At 70.9% G+C, this 17065-nt stretch carries 13 protein-coding genes and 1 tRNA gene; 9 read left to right on the forward strand and 5 right to left on the reverse strand.

The annotated features are described in order from the left end of the window. Positions 1-20: 20 nt before the first annotated feature. On the forward strand, positions 21-1232 hold the full coding sequence (locus tag AC3ZJJ_RS12365) for an ROK family transcriptional regulator (RefSeq protein WP_489895831.1): 1212 nt from the start codon (positions 21-23) through the stop codon (positions 1230-1232). A 22-nt stretch (positions 1233-1254) separates the two neighbouring features. Here the strand turns inward: AC3ZJJ_RS12365 and AC3ZJJ_RS12370 are convergent, their stop codons facing one another. Both AC3ZJJ_RS12370 and AC3ZJJ_RS12375 read right to left on the reverse strand, forming a co-directional pair. Further along, positions 1255-1779, reverse strand: coding sequence for a SixA phosphatase family protein (locus tag AC3ZJJ_RS12370; protein WP_489892114.1), 525 nt, complete (start codon positions 1777-1779; stop codon positions 1255-1257). An 82-nt stretch (positions 1780-1861) separates the two neighbouring features. Next, positions 1862-2677 carry a winged helix-turn-helix domain-containing protein gene (locus tag AC3ZJJ_RS12375; protein WP_489892115.1) on the reverse strand — a complete coding sequence of 272 codons (816 nt, stop codon included), beginning with the start codon at positions 2675-2677 and terminating at the stop codon, positions 1862-1864. 643 nt (positions 2678-3320) lie between these two features. Here AC3ZJJ_RS12375 and AC3ZJJ_RS12380 point away from each other — a divergent pair. After that, entirely contained in the window at positions 3321-4061 is a 741-nt protein-coding gene (locus AC3ZJJ_RS12380) for a response regulator transcription factor (RefSeq protein ID WP_489892116.1), read from the forward strand. Beyond that, positions 4058-5617, forward strand: a complete 1560-nt coding sequence (locus tag AC3ZJJ_RS12385) for a sensor histidine kinase (RefSeq protein ID WP_489892117.1) — start codon at positions 4058-4060, stop codon at positions 5615-5617. The genes AC3ZJJ_RS12380 and AC3ZJJ_RS12385 overlap by 4 nt, the downstream gene beginning before the upstream one ends. Before the next feature lie 112 nt (positions 5618-5729). Here the strand turns inward: AC3ZJJ_RS12385 and upp are convergent, their stop codons facing one another. Next, positions 5730-6368 (reverse strand): uracil phosphoribosyltransferase, encoded by a 639-nt coding sequence (upp, locus tag AC3ZJJ_RS12390; RefSeq protein WP_489892118.1) that lies wholly within the window; start codon positions 6366-6368, stop codon positions 5730-5732. Between the two features lie 80 nt (positions 6369-6448). Between upp and AC3ZJJ_RS12395 the strand changes: the two genes are divergently transcribed. The 4 genes from AC3ZJJ_RS12395 to AC3ZJJ_RS12410 all read left to right on the forward strand — a co-directional run bounded on the left by AC3ZJJ_RS12395 (position 6449) and on the right by AC3ZJJ_RS12410 (position 10445). Beyond that, a complete protein-coding gene (locus AC3ZJJ_RS12395; RefSeq protein WP_489895833.1) occupies positions 6449-6898 on the forward strand; it encodes a nucleoside deaminase in 450 nt (149 codons plus the stop codon). A 103-nt stretch (positions 6899-7001) separates the two neighbouring features. Continuing rightward, positions 7002-8447, forward strand: a complete 1446-nt coding sequence (locus tag AC3ZJJ_RS12400) for an FAD-binding oxidoreductase (RefSeq protein ID WP_489892119.1) — start codon at positions 7002-7004, stop codon at positions 8445-8447. Positions 8448-8518: 71 nt separating this feature from the next. After that, positions 8519-8608 (forward strand) — tRNA-Ser (locus AC3ZJJ_RS12405). A 472-nt stretch (positions 8609-9080) separates the two neighbouring features. Next, positions 9081-10445 carry a vanadium-dependent haloperoxidase gene (locus tag AC3ZJJ_RS12410; protein WP_489892120.1) on the forward strand — a complete coding sequence of 455 codons (1365 nt, stop codon included), beginning with the start codon at positions 9081-9083 and terminating at the stop codon, positions 10443-10445. 18 nt (positions 10446-10463) lie between these two features. Here AC3ZJJ_RS12410 and AC3ZJJ_RS12415 read toward each other — a convergent pair whose 3' ends face one another. Beyond that, complete coding sequence (locus tag AC3ZJJ_RS12415; protein WP_489892121.1) at positions 10464-10868, reverse strand: GNAT family N-acetyltransferase; 405 nt, start codon at positions 10866-10868, stop codon at positions 10464-10466. A gap of 46 nt (positions 10869-10914) precedes the next feature. After that, positions 10915-11688: a phosphatase PAP2 family protein gene (locus tag AC3ZJJ_RS12420; RefSeq protein WP_489892122.1), complete on the reverse strand. Its 774-nt coding sequence runs from the start codon at positions 11686-11688 to the stop codon at positions 10915-10917. 18 nt (positions 11689-11706) lie between these two features. Between AC3ZJJ_RS12420 and rlmH the strand changes: the two genes are divergently transcribed. Both rlmH and AC3ZJJ_RS12430 read left to right on the forward strand, forming a co-directional pair. Further along, positions 11707-12165 carry a 23S rRNA (pseudouridine(1915)-N(3))-methyltransferase RlmH gene (gene rlmH / locus AC3ZJJ_RS12425; protein WP_489892123.1) on the forward strand — a complete coding sequence of 153 codons (459 nt, stop codon included), beginning with the start codon at positions 11707-11709 and terminating at the stop codon, positions 12163-12165. A gap of 48 nt (positions 12166-12213) precedes the next feature. Beyond that, positions 12214-17052, forward strand: coding sequence for an ATP-dependent helicase (locus AC3ZJJ_RS12430; RefSeq protein WP_489892124.1), 4839 nt, complete (start codon positions 12214-12216; stop codon positions 17050-17052). Positions 17053-17065 lie beyond the last annotated feature (13 nt).

The raw sequence follows: 17065 nt of genomic DNA on the forward strand, positions 1-17065 counted from the left end.
CGTGCTTTACTGAAAGCGTGTTGACCGCCCAGCCCTATCCGACGCCCTCCCCGCGTGCCGCAACGCAGGCCGCCCCCGGCGCCAGCGAGGTTTTCCAGCTCCTGCGCGACGGCCAACCCCGGACGCGGGCCGAGCTGGCGCAACTCACCGGGCTGGCCCGGTCCACGGTGGCCTCACGGGTGGACACGCTGATGGGCCTGGGCCTGATAGCCCCCTACGGCGGTGCGGTTTCCACGGGCGGAAGGCCCCCGTCCCTGTTCGCCCTCAACCCCGGGGCACGTGTGGTGGTCGGAGCGGACATCGGCGCCACGCACGCGCTCGTGGTCATGTGCGACCTCTCCGGCGAGGAGCTGGCCAGCGAAAGCCAGCCCATCAGCATCTCGGACGGCCCGAACGCCGTGATCGGCTGGCTGGTCCACGCCGTCGGGCTGCTCCTCGAGCGCGGCGGCCGCGCCTCCAAGGACCTCGCGGCGATCGGCATTGGACTCCCGGGGCCGGTCGAGCACCAGACCGGCCGCCCGATGAACCCGCCGATCATGCCCGGGTGGGACCGCTTCGACGTTCCGCGCGAGGTCCAGAAGTCCTTCGACGTCCCCGTGCTCGTGGACAACGACGTCAACATCATGGCCCTGGGCGAGCGGAACAGCTACTGGCCGGAGACCAGGGACCTGATGTTCATCAAGGTCGCCACGGGCATCGGGGCGGGCATCATCTCCGGAGGGACGCTCCAGCGCGGGGCGCAGGGCACGGCAGGGGACCTGGGCCATGTTCGGGTGCCGCGCGGCGCAGACATCGACTGCCGATGCGGGAACACCGGCTGTCTGGAGGCCCTCGCCGGCGGCCCGGCGCTGGCGAGGGCGCTGAATGCGGCGACCGGCGGTTCCCTCTCCACCAGCCAGGAGGTGATCGATCTGGTCCGCGCCGGAGACAGCACGGCCATCCAGACCATCCGGCAGGCGGGTCGGGACATCGGGGACGTCCTGGCGACGTGCGTGAACCTGATCAACCCGTCCATCATCGTCATCGGCGGGAGCCTGGCGCAGGCCGGCGAGCACCTGCTGGCAGGGATCCGTGAGGTCGTCTACCGAAGGTCCCTCCCGCTGGCCACCGAACACCTCCGGGTCGTCCCGTCCAAGGCAGGGCAACGCGCGGGTGTTGTCGGCGCCGCGGTGATGGCGATCGACCACGTGCTTTCACCCGAGTCCATCGAGGCGGCCAGCGCGGCCGGCTAGTCTGCGGGCGCGGATCCCGGGGTCAGGGCCGGGGAACGACGAAGTGCGTGATGCGCGCGTCGCGCCCGTCGAGCTCGGACCACGGCTTCTCGATCTCCATGGCCGTGAGGCCGAGCGTGGGGTAGCGCGTCGCCATCTCCATCACGTCCTCCTCCGAGGAATCGACGGAGGCCAGCCGCATGCCGAGATCCTGGACGGTCGGCAGATGCCCGATCACCAGTAACGTCCCCACCGTCTCCGGCGTCTCGTTGATGATGGCCAGCAGCGTGGTCTCGTCCGCGCCGTACACGCGGCTGTCCAGATAGGGGGTGGGCCCCTTCTCCCCCAGCTCGCTGCCGACCCACGCGCAGGTGGCGCGGGCGCGCAGCGCGTCGGAGCAGACGATGTAGTCGGGAACCATCCCGTTCTCGACCATCCACCGTCCGGCCAGCGGGGCCTCCCGCTCGCCGCGGGCCGCCAGCGGCCTGTCGTGGTCCTCCACGCCGAACGGATAGTCGGACTTCGCGTGCCGAAGCACCAGCAGGCGCTTGATGTGGTGGTCGCTCATGGGTCCAGCCTAGGCGGCACGGCACAACGGCGGCGCACCCGCGCAGGCGGGGCACCGCCGTCGTGCCGTTCCCGTCGTGGGACTAGATGCTGTATTCCGGAGCCGCCCACACGACGACTTCGGGGTGCTCGTAGAAGCGGTAGCCCTGGCCGCGGACCGTGCGGACGGTGTTGGCCAGGCGTCCGAGCTTGGAGCGCAGGCGGCGGATGTGCACGTCGATGGTGCGCTCGTTCGGGATCTCCTCGGCGTTGCGCCACAGGTTGCTGAGCAACTCGTCGCGGCCCACGGTGCGGGCACCGTTCTCGACGAGGTAGTTCAGGAGTTCGAACTCCTTGAAGGTGAGGTTGAGCGTCTCGCCGTCGAGGTGTACCTCGCGGCGGGAGAGATCGATCAGCACGCCGGAGAGGCGCTGCGTCGACTGGGCCGGGCGGGCCGGCGTCTCGGCCCGGGGGCGGCGGGAGACGGTGGGGTCGCCGAGCGCCTGGCGCACGACGTCGATGTTGTCGCCCGTCGCGTTGGCCGGGGCCAGCGCGACGGCGGCGTGCGTCTGGGCCTCGGGCGCCAGGGTCTGCAGGAAGGCGCGGACCTGGGTGGCCAGCTTGCCCAGCGACGTGCCCTGCGCCTGCGCGGCCGCCTCGTCGAGGCCGACGTAGAGGACGAAGCCGCGTGCGGCCGTGTCGGGCGTGACGGCCTGGGGCCCGGAAACGCCGGTTCCCGCGACGACCGGGGTCGGGGCGGTGACGGGCTGCGCGTCCTGCCCTCCGGGAACGGCGTGGAGCTGGCGGAAGCCCGCCGGCGCACCGAAGGATCCGCGGCCGACAGGCTGCCGCTGCGCTGCGGCGGCGCGGTTCTGGGCGTTGCGGATGGAGATGTGGACGTATCCGGAAGTGACGGACATCTTTGATACCTCGTAACTGTGCGAAGAGCCTGTGATCGGCGTGAATGCTGCGGGGATGCCTCCGGCCGTCCGTGGTGACGGGTGCTGGACGCCTTGTCTGACCGAGTGTTCCCGGGTGGGGAAAGCTAGGAGGGCATTCGACAACAGCTTCGCGCGCGGCCAATTCTGTGGCCCCACGTGGGTCCTGTCGCTGCAGGTGCTATTGCGTCGATGTTCACAATGACCAGTTTGCGCGTAACAAAAAGAACCCGCAAGTAATATTCATGCACCCGTTCCACATTGTGAGACAAAACATCTCGAATGTGACGCGGTTCACTCCGATCACATCCGTAAAATAGATCCTTGACATCGGTCCGCCTGTATAGCCGACCGAAGCATCGTTGGCAGATATGACCAGCTTCGTGCGTCAGGACGCCCTGCCTGCCCAATCGTGCATAACCATGCATGATTCCGCCAAAGCGCGTCACGCTCTTGACTATGGCCCAGGCTTCGACTTGACATCCGGTCGTCGCCCGGAATATCGGCACCGGTAGGCTGATGCCACGCACCACTCCAGCAACACAGCATCCTCGGGCCGCCCGCTCACAGCGCCGTCACAGGCCCGACTCAGGCGAGGCCTATTCGCAGGCCGGAAAGTGGAACCATGACCAACTCGCGTTTCAGCCCCAGCCAGCTCCCGCGCCTGAAGCACCCGGACGGCACGCCGATCCGCGCACTCGTTGTCGACGACGAACCCTCGCTGGCCGAACTCGTCAGCATGGGGACCCGCATGCTGGGATGGGAGGTCCGCGTGGCCCACGACGGGCCGTCCGCCGTCGCGGCCGCCCGCTCCTACTCCCCCGACGTGCTGGTGCTGGACTGGATGTTGCCCGGGTTCGAGGGAACCGAGGTCCTGCGGAAGATCCGTACGTTCCAGCCGGACGTGCCGGCGCTCTTCCTGACCGCGAAGGACGCCGTCGAGGACCGGATCGAGGGGCTTTCGCTGGGCGGGGACGACTACGTCACCAAACCGTTCAGCCTCGAGGAGGTCCTGCTCCGCCTGCACCGGATCGTCGAGCGGTCGGGGGCGGCCTCGGCGAACCCGGCCGAGCTGGTCGTGGGCGATCTGGTCCTCAACACCGACATGCGGGAGGTCACCCGCGGCGGCGAGGAGGTCACCCTGACGGCGACCGAGTTCGACCTGTTGCGCTACCTGATGGAGAACACGCGCCGGGTCATGTCGAAGAACCAGATCCTGGACAACGTGTGGCAGTACGACTTCGGCGGGCAGGCCAACATCGTCGAGCTCTATGTGTCCTACCTGCGCAAGAAGATCGACGCTGGCCGCGAACCCATGATCCACACCGTGCGCGGCGCCGGATACGTGCTGAAGCCGGCCACGTGACCGAAGTCCCGAGCGCGCGCCGCGAGGCGGGAACGGATCCCGCGGCCCCGCCCCCGGAGACCCACTCCGTGCGGAAACTGTCCCTCAACGCCCGGCTACTGGCCGCCGTCGTCGCCCTCCTTGCGTTGGTCTGCCTGGTCATCGGACTGATCACCCACGCCGCGATGCAGTCCACCCTCTACGCGCAGGTCGACGAACAGCTGGCGTTCGCGTCCGAGCGCGCCTCCAGCTTCGGCGGCCCGGGCGGCCGAAACGATCCGCTGAACGCCCCCGGCCAGGCCTCCGGCACGCTGAACGCGCGGCTGACCGGCAACACCCTGGAGATCGGCGGGGTGCTCGATCCCGAGACCGGCGACCGGCGCGACATCTCGGCCTTCACGCAGGCCGACGCCGACGCCATCGCGTCGGTCGAGCCCGGCAATGCCCCCGTCGACGTCCAGCTGTCCTTCGGCGAGTACCGGCTGATGGCGGTGAACGACGGCTCGGGCGCGGGCTTCACGCTGATCACCGGGCTGCCGCTGGGGCCGACGGAAAAGACGCTCGCCCTGTTGTCGCTCACCATGCTCTTGGTGTCCGGGGTTGGGGTCGCCGCCACGGGCCTCATCGGATACCTCATTATCCGCCGTTCGCTGCTGCCGCTGCAGCGGGTGTCGGCCGTCGCCGGCAATGTCGCGTCGCTGCCGCTGGACGCCGGCGAGGTCCGGCTCGCCGAACGCGTGCCGCCCGCCGATTCCGTGCCGGGGACCGAGGCCGGAAATGTCGGCCACGCCCTCAACGCGCTGTTGGACAATGTCGAGTCGGCCCTCGAGGCGCGCCAGGCGTCGGAGGAGAAGATGCGCCGCTTTGTCGCCGACGCGTCGCACGAACTGCGCACCCCTCTGGCCTCAGTGCGCGGCTACTCCGAACTGATGGCCGCCACGGAGCACCTGAGCGCGGACGGCCAACGGTCCCTGGACCGGATCGTGGAACAGAGCCGGCGGATGGGCTCCCTGGTGGAGAACCTCCTCCTGCTGGCGCGCCTGGACGAAGGCCACCAGTCCGCGATGGGCGAGGTGGACCTGACGCTCCTGGCCGCCGAGGCCGTCGGCGACTTCCGGGTGTCGGCACCGGACCACCAGTGGAGGCTAAACCTGCCGTCCGTCCCGGTGCTGGTCCACGGCGACTCGGGGCAGCTCGCGCGGGTCCTGAACAACCTGCTCTCGAACGCGCACAAGCACACGCCGGCGGGCACCACGGTGGAGACGACGCTGCGGAAGGCGGAGGGCGGGCGGCACGCGGTGCTGTCCGTGGCGGACTCCGGCGAAGGCATCGCTCCGGACTTCCTGCCCAAGGTCTTTGCCCGCTTCACCCGGGCGGACGCCGCGCGTTCAGGCAACGCCGGAACCACGGGCCTGGGCCTGCCGATCGTAAAGGCGATCGTCGAGGCGCACGGCGGGGAGATCTCCGTCTCCAGCGAGCCCGGGCGGACCGCGTTCCAGGTCCGCCTTCCCCTCGCGGTGGACGCGCCTCCCAGGCCGGAGCAGCCCCCGCGCTCGGCGGCCCGCCCTCCCGGCTAGACCGCCGCCCCAACCTCCCTCGCCTCCGCCCCAACCGCCGGAAGTGGACATTTCCGCGGTTAATTACCCGCGGAAGTGTCCACTTCCGGTGGTGGTGGGGGTGGGGCCGGCGCTAGTGGGCCAGGCCGTAGAGGCGGTCGCCGGCGTCGCCGAGGCCCGGGACGATGTAGGACTTCTCGTTCAGGCGCTCGTCCAGCGACGCCAGCACCAGGTGCACCCTGTTGTCGGAACCGTGCTCGGCCTCGAGCCGGGCGATCCCCTCCGGCGCCGCGATCAGGCAGATGCACGTCACGTCGTCGGCGCCGCGGTCGAAGAGGAACTTGATGGCCTCCACCAGAGTCCCGCCGGTCGCCAGCATGGGGTCCAACACAAACACCTGGCGGCCGGTGAGGTCCGCCGGGAGGCGCTCGGCGTAGGTGATGATGTCCAGCGTCTCCTCGTTCCGGGCCATACCCAGGAATCCGACCTCGGCGGTCGGCACCAGGCGGGTCATGCCCTCGAGCATGCCCAGTCCGGCGCGGAGGATCGGCACCACCAGCGGAGTCGGCTTGGCGAACGCCGTGCCGATGGTCTTCGCGACGGGGGTCTCCACCTCGACGTCGATCGTCCGCACCTCGCGGGTGGCCTCGTACGCCAGCAGCGTGACCAGTTCGTCCGTGAGCTGCCGGAAGACCGGCGAAGGGGTGTTCTTGTCCCGGAGAACCGAAACCTTGTGGGCCACCAGCGGGTGGTCGACTACCTGTACGCGCATGCCCCAAAACTACCAGCCCCGGACGGCCGCTGAACTAAGGTTGGACGGTGATCCGGGATGATGCGCACCACCACGCGTGGATGGGGTTGGCCCTCGACGAGGCCAGGCGCGCCCTGCGGACCCGCGACGTCCCGATCGGCGCCGTCGTCGTCGGACCGGACGGGTCGCTGCTCGCGACGGGCCGCAACGAGCGGGAGGCCGACGGCGACCCCACTGCGCACGCCGAGATGGTCGCCATCCGGGCGGCCGCGGCCGCGCTGCGCGCCAGGGGCGACGACGACGGCTGGCGACTGGCCGACTGCACGCTGGTGGTGACGCTCGAGCCGTGCGCCATGTGCGCCGGCGCGATTGTCCTGGCCCGGATCCCCCGGGTGGTCTTCGGGGCGTGGGACGAGAAGGCCGGAGCCTCCGGATCGGTCTTCGACGTGCTCCGCGAACCACGCCTGAACCACTGGGTGGAGGTGTTTCCGGGCGTCCGCGGGGACGAGTCGACCGCGCTGCTCCAGGAGTTCTTCCGCGCCAGGCGCTGATCGGAAGCCGCGGCCGGGAAGCGTTGACCATGCAGCCGGCCCGGCGGAAAATGGGCGGATCGCCGGACTAGCCGAGCCCGACGGCGAACCTTGGGTGGATGCCATGACCGAACAACGCCAAGAGCTCGACACCGCGCTCGAGGACCTGTCCCGCCACATCGACGGCGACGTGGTGGTCCCCGGCGACGGGGACTATGACGAGGCGCGCGCCGTCTGGAACGGCATGATCGACCGGCGTCCCGCCGCGGTGGTCCGGGCCGCGGACATCGGCGACGTCGCGCCCGTCGTCGCATTCGCGCGGCGGCACGCGCTGCCGCTCGCGGTCCGCGGCGGCGGGCACAACGTGGCCGGCAACGGGACGGTCGACGGCGGGATGGTGCTGGACCTCCGCGACTGCAACGCGGTGGGCGTGGACACCGCCGCGGGCACCGTCACGGTGGAGCCCGGCGCCACGCTGGCCGAGGTGGATGCCGCCACAACCCCGCACGGCCTGGTGGTGCCGGGCGGGGTCATCTCGACCACCGGGGTCGCGGGCCTGACCTTGGGCGGCGGGTTCGGGTGGCTGACCCGCAAACACGGCCTCACGATCGACAGCCTGCGCGCCGCCGAGCTCGTGACCGCGGACGGCGACACCGTGCGCGCCTCGGCGGACGAGAACCCGGACCTCCTCTGGGGGCTGCGCGGGGGCGGCGGGAACTTCGGCATCGTCACGTCCTTCACCTTCGGCGCGCATCCGCTCCCCCAGCCGGTGTACGCCGGAAACCTCGTGTACGGGCGCGCCAAATGGAAGTCCGCGCTGCGCGCGTACGTGCGGTGGACCCGCGACCTGCCGGACGAGCTGACCAGCATCCTGACGCTCTTCACGCCGCCCGAGGAGTTGGGCATGGGCGCGGAGCCTCTCCTCGTGTGTGGCTTTGTGTGGGCGGGCGGGGACCACGCCGCCGGCGAGCGCTGCGTCGCGCCCCTGCTGGCCGATGCGCCCCCCGACGACCGGGAGATCCGCCCGGTCCAATGGCCCGCCTGGCAGTCGTCCATGGACGTGGCGTTCCCGCGGGGAAAACGCGCCTACTGGAAGAACACGTCCTACGACAGGTTCGACGACGACGTGATCGACCTGCTGGTCGCCCGCGCCGAGGAGCAGACCTGGCGCGGCACGGCATTCGACATCCACCACATGGGCGGCGCCATGCGGCGCGTGCCGGCGGACGCCACCGCCTTCCCCGAGCGCGGCTCGGAGTTCTGGCTCAACATCTACGGCTTCTGGGGCGACGCGGAGGACGACGCGCGGAACATCGCCTTCGTGCGCGGTTTCGCGGCCGACATGCAGCGCTTCTCCACGGGCGGCCAATACGTGAATTTCCTGGGCGCCGAGGATCCGGGCGTCCCGGGCACCGTGTCCGACGACGAGGCCCGGGACCGGGCGCGCGCCGTCTACGGGGCCGGCAAGCTGGAGCGCCTCGCCGAACTCAAGCGCCGCTACGACCCGGAGAACGTGTTCCGGCTGAACCACAACATCCCGCCGGGACAACCGGCCGGGACCCGCGCCTGAGCGCTAGGATCCGTTGACGTTCTGCGCGCGTTTTGGGGAGCCTCCCCGCCTCCGGTACAGTAGTCCAGTCTGGTGACGTGTCCGAGCGGCCGAAGGTGCAACACTCGAAATGTTGTTTGGTGTCAAAGCCAACGTGGGTTCAAATCCCACCGTCACCGCCACTGGAAAGGGCCCCCTCCTTGGGTTACAGGGAGGGGGCCCTTTTTCGCGTCCGGAGTGTCCGCCAACAGGCGGTTCCGGCCTGAGTCGCACCGTGTCCCGCCCAGAACGCACAATGCCCCCGCCGGTCTCAGACGGCGGGGGCATCTCTGTGCGGGTCCCGCACCGTAGGGGGGTGGCGCGGGATACGGATTGACACTACTACTGAGTAATGTTTTTGTAAAACCTTCCAGGATCGGCGCCCGGGAGGGCCCCGGCAAACATGCCCGCATGAATTGATCGTTCCCGGGGCCGGGCGCATAATGTGCCCAGGCGCACCCAAACAGGCACCGCACTTCGGGCCCGGGGTTGCATCCAGCCGCACGCCGCGACACGGAATCCCCGTGGCCACGTCGCCGCGAAGGCACCACTTGGCATGAACCCGGCTCGACTGGCCGACCACCCGCCAGTGGAGTCCTCAACAGGAGACCTACAGTGTCCACGCTCAAACACCTCCTTGCGATCCCCGCCGCGCTGGCCCTTGCGGTCGGCTGTGTGTCGGCGGCACCACCCCCGCTGGCGGACCCCGCCCCGGCCGCGCGCGCGGCCGCGGTCAACGCCGTCGTCGATTGGAACCGAACAGCGGCGAGGGCAGCCTTGGCAGGCTGCCTGGCGCCGGTCAACGACCCGCTCCACGAGTCGCGGATGTACACGATGGTCCACGTCGCGGTCCACGACGCACTCAATTCCATCCGCCGCTACGCCGAGCCCTACGTCTACGAGCAGCGCACGAACGGCAAGGCATCACCCGAGGCCGCCGTCGCAGCGGCGTCGCGCACCGTGATGGTCGAGATTTTCAGGAACCAGCACCCCAAGGCCCTCGCCTCGTGCTCAAAGCCGGCGCTGGAGGTGGTCCGCAAGGCCTACGCCAAGGCGCTCCGCGAGATCCCCAACGGTCCACTGGAGCGCGCGGGGCTGCGCATCGGGCGGGCCGCCGCGGCCGCCGTGATCAACGACAGGGACGACGACGGTTCGGCGGACGGGCCGTACGCGGATCCCAACTACCCGCAGGGCAAGCGCCCCGGCGAGTACCGCTTTACCGAAGGCTACAAGTTCTACTTCGAACCGAACTGGGGAGAGGTGGACACGTTTGTCCTCCGCGACGCGTCGAACTACCGGCCGGACCCGCCCTACCGGCTATCGGGCCGGAAGTACGCCGCCGATTTCAACGAGGTCAAGGCCTACGGCAAGAAGAAGTCCACGGTCCGCACGCCGGACCAGACGCAGATCGCCCGGTTCTGGGTGGAAAGTTCGCCCCTGGCCTGGAACAGGGTCGCGCGCACCGTCGCCTCGCGGGAGGATGTGGGACTGTGGCAGAGCGCCCGCCTGTTCGGGCTGCTGAACCTGGCCCTGGCCGACGGCTACATCAGCGTCTTCGACGCCAAGAGGCACTTCAACTTCTGGCGCCCGGAGACGGCCATACGGCTCGCCGCCAGGGACGGGAACCCGCGGACGACGGCGGACCGCACCTGGGACTCCCTGCTGCCGGCACCGCCCATCGCGGACCACGATTCCGGGCACTCCGTCGAGGGCGGCGCCGCCGCCGGGGTGCTCAAGCGGTTCTTCGGGACGGACAAGCTGAAGTTCAAGGCCTGCAGCATGACGCTCGTGAAAGGAAAGTGCACCGACAAGGACCCGACGATGAGGACGTACCGCGGCTTCACTCACGCCGCGCAGGAGAACGGGGTGTCCCGCATCTACGTGGGCTTCCACTTCCGCAACGCGGTGAGGGAGGGCATCGAACACGGCGACAAGATCGCCCGCCGCACCATGGAATTCCTCGAACCCTACGACCGGTAGGGCAGAACCCCGGGATCCCTAAAGGGCCCCGGGGTTCCGCTTGAGCATGGCGCTGGCCCGGTGCCAGCCGAGCCCGGCGTAGAACGGCACCACATCGTCGTCGCAGACAAGGTCGATCGAATACAGGTGCCCCAGTTCCGCGACCATGCGCCCGAGGAGCTCCCTGCCGATGCCGCGCCCCTGGTACGCCGGCAGGACCTCGAGCCACGGAATGAAGGAGGTCGCCACCCCGTCCGAGACAGCCGTAACGAACCCGACGACGCCGTCACCGTCCAGCGCGACGATGGCCCGGTAGCTGCCACGCAGCACGGCCAGGTGCTTCGCGGACGACGGCGGCGCCGGCCAGCCCACGAAGAAGCCGCCTTCCAGCGCGGCGGTTTCGAGCGACGCGACGTCCTGGCTGTAGGTGATGTCGGGATGCATGCGCTCAGGCTAGCGCGATCCAGCGGGGGCGGCGGACCGGTTTGCGTCAGCGCAAGTGTCCGGGCCCGCCGTGGGACGCGGCCCGCGCCCTGGCGCGCCTGACGTCTCGCACGGTGCGGAACACGCGGTGGGCGAGGACCACCACGGCCGCCCACGCGAGCCCCAGGGCCCACGCCGCCGCGACGTCCGTAAACCAGTGGTGCCCGAGGAAGACGCGGCTGAGACCCATCAGCACCACGAACAGTGCCGAGGCGAGGATGACGGCCACCCGGCCGACCGTGGAGTCGATCTCGAGGCAGCACAGGTAGGCGATGACGGCGACGATCGCGGTCGCGTTCAGCGTGTGCCCGCTGGGGAACGACGGCGAGGTCTCATAGGGAGGCACGGCGTCCGCAAGGTCCGGCCGCGACCGGCCGATCACGTTCTTGCCGACAATCGTCATGGCCAGCGACCCGAGCGCCGCCGTGCCGATGAGGATCAGCGGCCGCCACGAACGGCTGATCCTGGACAGGACCGCGATGACCAGCACGGCCAGGACGGGCATGCCGATGGTCCCGCCGATGTCCGTGAAGGCGGTGATGCCCGAACTCAGCTCCGGAGTCCGCAAGCCCACCATCCACGCCAACAGCGGCTTGTCGACGCCGGCGACGCCGTCCGCCTCGACGACCGACTCGTAGACCTCTGCGGCGACCGCCGCCAGCGCCACGACCAGGGCGCCGCCGACCAGGAGCGTCGCCCACATGGCGCCGTAGGGCCCCAGCCGGCGCGGCAAGGCGCCGAGCGCGGACCGCAGGCGGGTGGAGGCTGGATCGTTTCGCATTCCTGAAAGACTAGTCCCATGGCGCTGAAGATCCTGGCAATCGGAAAAAAGCACGAATCCTGGGTGGCCGACGGGATCGGGCGGTACGACAAGCGGATGAAGAAGCCCTTCGACGTCGCGTGGCAACTGCTCCCGCACTCCTCCCGCGAGGGAACGGCGGCGCGCACCGAGGAGTCCGAGCGCATCCTGGCCAAGGTCGGCGAGCGCGACTTCCTGGTGCTCCTGGACGAACGGGGCAAAAACATCGACTCGCCCGCGCTGGCCAGGACGCTGAGGGCCCCGCTGGACGCCTCGCGGAACGTCGTGCTGGTGATCGGCGGCGCCTACGGGGTGGACGACTCCGTCCACCGCCGCGCGGACTTCGTGTGGAGCCTCTCCAAGCTGGTCTTCCCGCACCAGCTGGTGCGGCTGATTCTTGCCGAGCAGTTGTACCGGGCGCAGGAGATCGCCGCGGGCCGGCCCTACCACCACGAATAGGCGGGCCGCGGATCCGTACTGTCGGTGACCCGGCGTAGGCTGGGCGCAATGGCCAAGAAGTCGACCACAGCCACGGTCCTGGACCGATTCACCCCGGCAACACGCGAATGGTTCAGGGGTGCGTTTGCCGCGCCGACCGAGGCCCAGCTGGGCGCGTGGGACGCCGTGTCCGCGGGCGACAACGCACTGGTGGTGGCCCCCACGGGGTCCGGCAAAACCCTCTCCGCCTTCCTCTGGGCGCTGGACTCCTTCATCCGCGGCGCGGACGGCCAGCCGGGGTCGGACCCGGCGGCCCCGAACGGTGCCGGCACCGGGACCGCCGGCAAGGCACCCAAGCGCAAGACGCGCGTCCTCTACATCTCACCGCTCAAGGCGCTCGGCGTGGACGTCGAGAGGAACCTCCGGTCTCCCCTGATCGGAATCACCCAGACGGCCGCGCGGCTGGGGCTGCCCGCTCCGGAGATCACCGTCGGCGTGCGCTCCGGGGACACGCCGCCGGCGGACCGGAGGCGGCTGCTGACCAGTCCCCCGGACATCCTGATCACCACCCCCGAGTCGCTGTTCCTGATGCTGACGTCCCGCGCCCGCGAGACGCTCACCGCCGTCGGCACCGTGATCCTGGACGAGGTCCATGCCGTCGCGGGAACCAAGCGCGGCGCGCACCTCGCCGTGTCGCTCGAGCGGCTCGACGCGCTGCTGGGAAAACCCGCGCAGCGGATCGGGCTCTCCGCCACCGTCGAACCCCGTGAAGAGGTCGCCCGGTTCCTCGGGGGCTCGCGGCCGGTGCGGATCGTGGCCCCGCCGTCCACCAAACAGTGGGACCTCACCGTCACCGTCCCGGTGGAGGACATGACGGACCTGCCCGCCGCCGCGGCCGCCCACGACCTCGGGCCCGCCTCCGGGCTCCAGCCGCAGGCAAGCATCTGGCCCCACGTTGAAGAGAAGATCGTCGACCTGATCGAGGCCAACCGCTCCACGATCGTTTTCGCCAATTCCCGCCGGCTCGCCGAACGCCTCACCGCCCGGCTCAACGAGATCCACGAACAGCGCTCCCTGGTCGGCCCCGACGACCCCTGGGCCCAGCCGGGCGACGCCGCGGCTTCGGCCGGCGCCGAGCGCGGCGGCGCCCCCGCCGAGATCATGGCCCAGGCGGGCTCGACCTCCGGCGCCGAGCCCCTCCTGGCGCGGGCCCACCACGGCTCCGTCTCCAAGGACCAGCGGGCGCAGATCGAGGACGACCTGAAGTCCGGGCGCCTGCGGTGCGTGGTCGCGACGTCCTCCCTGGAACTCGGCATCGACATGGGGCTGGTCGACCTTGTCGTCCAGGTGGAGTCCCCGAACTCCGTGGCCTCAGGGCTGCAGCGTGTGGGGCGCGCGGGGCACCAGGTCGGCGAGGTCTCCCAGGGCGTGTTCTTCCCCAAGCACCGCGGCGACCTCGTCAACACCACGGTCACGGTCGAGCGGATGCGGGCCGGCGGCATCGAGCCGCTGTCCGTGCCCGCCAACCCGCTGGACATCCTGGCCCAGCAGACCGTCGCGGCCACGGCGCTCGGCGCCGTCGACGCCGAGGAATGGTTCGACGTCGTCCGCCGCTCGGCGCCGTTCGCCTCCCTGCCGCGCTCCGCGTTCGAGGCCACCCTGGACCTGCTCGCCGGAAAATACCCGTCCGACGAATTCGCCGAACTGCGCCCCCGGATCGTCTGGGACCGCGACGCCGGGACCATCCTGGGCCGGCCCGGCGCGCAACGGCTCGCGGTGACAAGCGGCGGCACCATCCCGGACCGCGGCCTGTTCGGCGTTTTCCTCGTGGGCTCGGAGGACGCGGCCAAGGGCGGGCGCCGCGTCGGCGAGCTCGACGAGGAGATGGTCTACGAGTCGCGCGTCGGCGACGTCTTCGCACTGGGCGCCACCAGCTGGAAGATCGAGGACATCACCCACGACCGCGTGCTGGTCTCGCCGGCCTTCGGGCAGCCCGGCAAGCTGCCGTTCTGGAAGGGCGACTCGCTCGGCAGGCCGGTCGAGCTCGGCAGGGCGCTCGGCGCGTTCCGGCGCGAACTGGCCGCCTCCACCCCGGACGACGCCGACGCCCGGCTCGCCGCCGCGGGCCTGGACGCGTGGGCGGCGTCCAACGTCACCGCCTACCTGCGGGAACAGCAAGCGGCCACCAGCGTGGTCCCGAACGACACCACGCTGGTCGTCGAACGTTTTCAGGACGAGCTCGGCGACTGGCGCGTGGTGCTGCACTCCCCCTTCGGCCTGCCCGTCCACGCGCCGTGGGCGCTGGCGGTCGGCGCCCGGCTCCACCAGCGCTACGGCCTGGACGGCTCCGCCATGGCCGCCGACGACGGGATCGTGCTCCGGGTCCCGATGATGGAGGACGAACCCCCGGGCGCCGAGCTGTTCCTGTTCGAAGAGGACGAGCTGGACGCGATCGTCACCGCCGAGGTGGGCGGATCCGCGCTCTTCGCGTCGCGATTCCGCGAATGCGCCGCCCGCGCCCTCCTGCTGCCGCGGCAGAACCCGGCGAAGCGGACGCCGCTGTGGCAGCAGCGCCAGCGCTCTGCCCAGCTCCTGGACGTCGCCCGCAAGTACCCGACGTTCCCCATCATTCTGGAGACCGTCCGCGAGTGCCTCCAGGACGTCTACGACCTCCCGGCCCTCCGTGCCATCGCCGCGGCCATCGGCAGGCGCGAGCTGAGCATCCTCGAAACCACCACACGCCAGCCCTCGCCGTTCGCGCAGTCGCTGCTGTTCGGCTATGTGGCCCAGTTCCTCTACGAGGGCGATTCCCCGCTGGCCGAACGCCGCGCGGCGGCCCTCTCCCTGGACCCCGGCCTGCTCAACGACCTGCTGGGCCGCGCCGAACTGCGCGAGCTGCTGGACCCCGCCGTCATCGCCCGGACGGAGGCCGAACTGCAGCGGTTGACCGAGGACCGCCAGCTCAAGGGCCTCGAGGGCACCGCCGACCTGCTGCGCCTGCTGGGACCGCTGGCCACCGAGGACATCGATCTCCGTCTGGTCCCCGGCTCCGGGCCGGCGGCGGACCACGTCCGCGACCTGCTGCGCGCCAACCGCGCGCTCACCGTCAACGTCGCCGGCCGGCAGGTCCACGCCGCGATCGAGGACGCCTCCCGGCTCCGCGACGCGCTGGGCGTCCCGTTGCCGATCGGCGTTCCGCTGGCATTCATCGAGCCGGTGACGGATCCGCTGGGCGACCTCGTGGGCCGCTACGCGCGCACGCACGGCCCGTTCACGGCGGCCGAGGCGGCCGGACGGCTGGGCCTGGGCACCGCAGTCGTGCTTTCCGTACTCCGGCGCCTCGGCAACGAGGGCCGCGTGGTGGAGGGCGAGTTCCGGCCGACCGAAACGTCGGACACGGGCGACGCCGCGCGGCCTGCCCCGAGCGAATGGTGCGACGCCGAGGTGCTGCGCAAGATCCGGCGCCGGTCGCTCGCCGCGCTCCGGGCGGAGGTCGAGCCGGTGGACCCCGCCACCTACGGCCGCTTCCTGCCGAAGTGGCAGTACGTGGGCGAGAACCTGCGGGGCATCGACGGAGTCGCGACGGTGATCGACCAGCTTTCCGGTGTCCCCGTGCCGGCGAGCGCCTGGGAGTCGTTTGTGCTTCCGGCCAGGGTGCGGGACTACCAGCCGGCGATGCTCGACGAGCTGATGTCCACCGGCGAGGTGCTGTGGGCGGGGGCCGGCGCCCTCGCCGGGAACGACGGCTGGGTCAGCCTGCACCTCGCCGAGAACGCGCCGCTCACCCTGACGCCGCAGACCGCCTTCGAACCGGGATCCCTGCACGAGGAGTTGTTGGAAGTCCTGGGAACGGGCGGCGGGTACTTCTTCCGGCAACTGACCGAACCGCTGCGCGCCGGCGACGGACCCGCCCGGAACGACCCCGAGGTCCTCGACGCCCTGTGGGAGCTGGTGTGGGCGGGTCGGATCGGCAACGACACGTTCGCTCCCGTCCGCGGCCTGTTGGGCGGGGGGCGGACGGCGCACAAGCAGCGCTCCGCCGCTCCGCGGGCCCGCGCGGCGCGGATCGGGAGGATGCGCGGCATGCGCGGCCCCGGGATGCACCATGCCGGCCTTGCCCCGGACGCGGCGGGGGCCGGGCTGCGCCCCGGAGCGGCCGCGCTCGCGACCCCGTCGTTGCCCGCGGCCGCCGGACGCTGGTCGCTGCTGCCGGCGCCGGAGGCGGATCCCACCCTGCGCGCCCACGCGACCGCCGAGTACCTGCTGGACCGCTACGGCGTGCTCACTCGCGGCTCCGTGATGGCGGAGGACGTGCCCGGCGGCTTCGGGCTCCTGTACAAGGTCCTGAGCCGGCTCGAGGAGTCCGGGCGCACCCGCCGCGGCTACTTCATCGAACACCTCGGCGCGGCGCAGTTCTCCGTCCCGGCGACCGTGGACCGGCTGCGCGGCCACACCCGCGACACCGACCTGGACGCCGTGCACGCGGACTCCGCGGCCGGCCCCGGCGCCCCGGCGCGCGTTCCGGCCGCCCTGGCGCTGGCCGCGACGGACCCCGCCAACCCCTACGGGGCGGCCCTGCCGTGGCCCGCCCTGGAGGCCGCGCCGGATTCCCCCGCGGCCACCGGACACCGCCCGGGGCGAAAGGCGGGAGCGGTCGTTGTCCTCGTGGACGGCGCGCTGTGCCTCTACGTCGAGCGGGGCGGCAAGACGGTGCTGGCCTTCACCGACGACGCCGGGGCCCTCACCGCCGCGGCGCGCGCCCTGGTCTCCGCCCTGCGCACGGCGCGGGTTGACAAGATGTCGATGGAGCGCGCCAACGGCATGCCCGTCCTCGATTCGACGCTAGGATCCGCGCTTCTGGAGGCGGGCTTCTACTCCTCCCCTAGTGGGATTCGGTTCCGCCTGTAAATAAACCGGATGT

The organism is Arthrobacter sp. AOP29-A2-19 (genome assembly GCF_058138025.1).

Coding starts and splice junctions, on each gene's coding strand:
- AC3ZJJ_RS12370 (WP_489892114.1), bottom strand. CDS start 1,779: ATGAGCGACCACCACATCAAGCGCCTGCTGGTGCTTCGGCACGCGAAG.
- AC3ZJJ_RS12375 (WP_489892115.1), bottom strand. CDS start 2,677: ATGTCCGTCACTTCCGGATACGTCCACATCTCCATCCGCAACGCCCAG.
- AC3ZJJ_RS12380 (WP_489892116.1), top strand. CDS start 3,321: ATGACCAACTCGCGTTTCAGCCCCAGCCAGCTCCCGCGCCTGAAGCAC.
- upp (WP_489892118.1), bottom strand. CDS start 6,368: ATGCGCGTACAGGTAGTCGACCACCCGCTGGTGGCCCACAAGGTTTCG.
- AC3ZJJ_RS12395 (WP_489895833.1), top strand. CDS start 6,449: ATGGGGTTGGCCCTCGACGAGGCCAGGCGCGCCCTGCGGACCCGCGAC.
- AC3ZJJ_RS12400 (WP_489892119.1), top strand. CDS start 7,002: ATGACCGAACAACGCCAAGAGCTCGACACCGCGCTCGAGGACCTGTCC.
- AC3ZJJ_RS12415 (WP_489892121.1), bottom strand. CDS start 10,868: ATGCATCCCGACATCACCTACAGCCAGGACGTCGCGTCGCTCGAAACC.
- AC3ZJJ_RS12420 (WP_489892122.1), bottom strand. CDS start 11,688: ATGCGAAACGATCCAGCCTCCACCCGCCTGCGGTCCGCGCTCGGCGCC.
- rlmH (WP_489892123.1), top strand. CDS start 11,707: ATGGCGCTGAAGATCCTGGCAATCGGAAAAAAGCACGAATCCTGGGTG.
- AC3ZJJ_RS12430 (WP_489892124.1), top strand. CDS start 12,214: ATGGCCAAGAAGTCGACCACAGCCACGGTCCTGGACCGATTCACCCCG.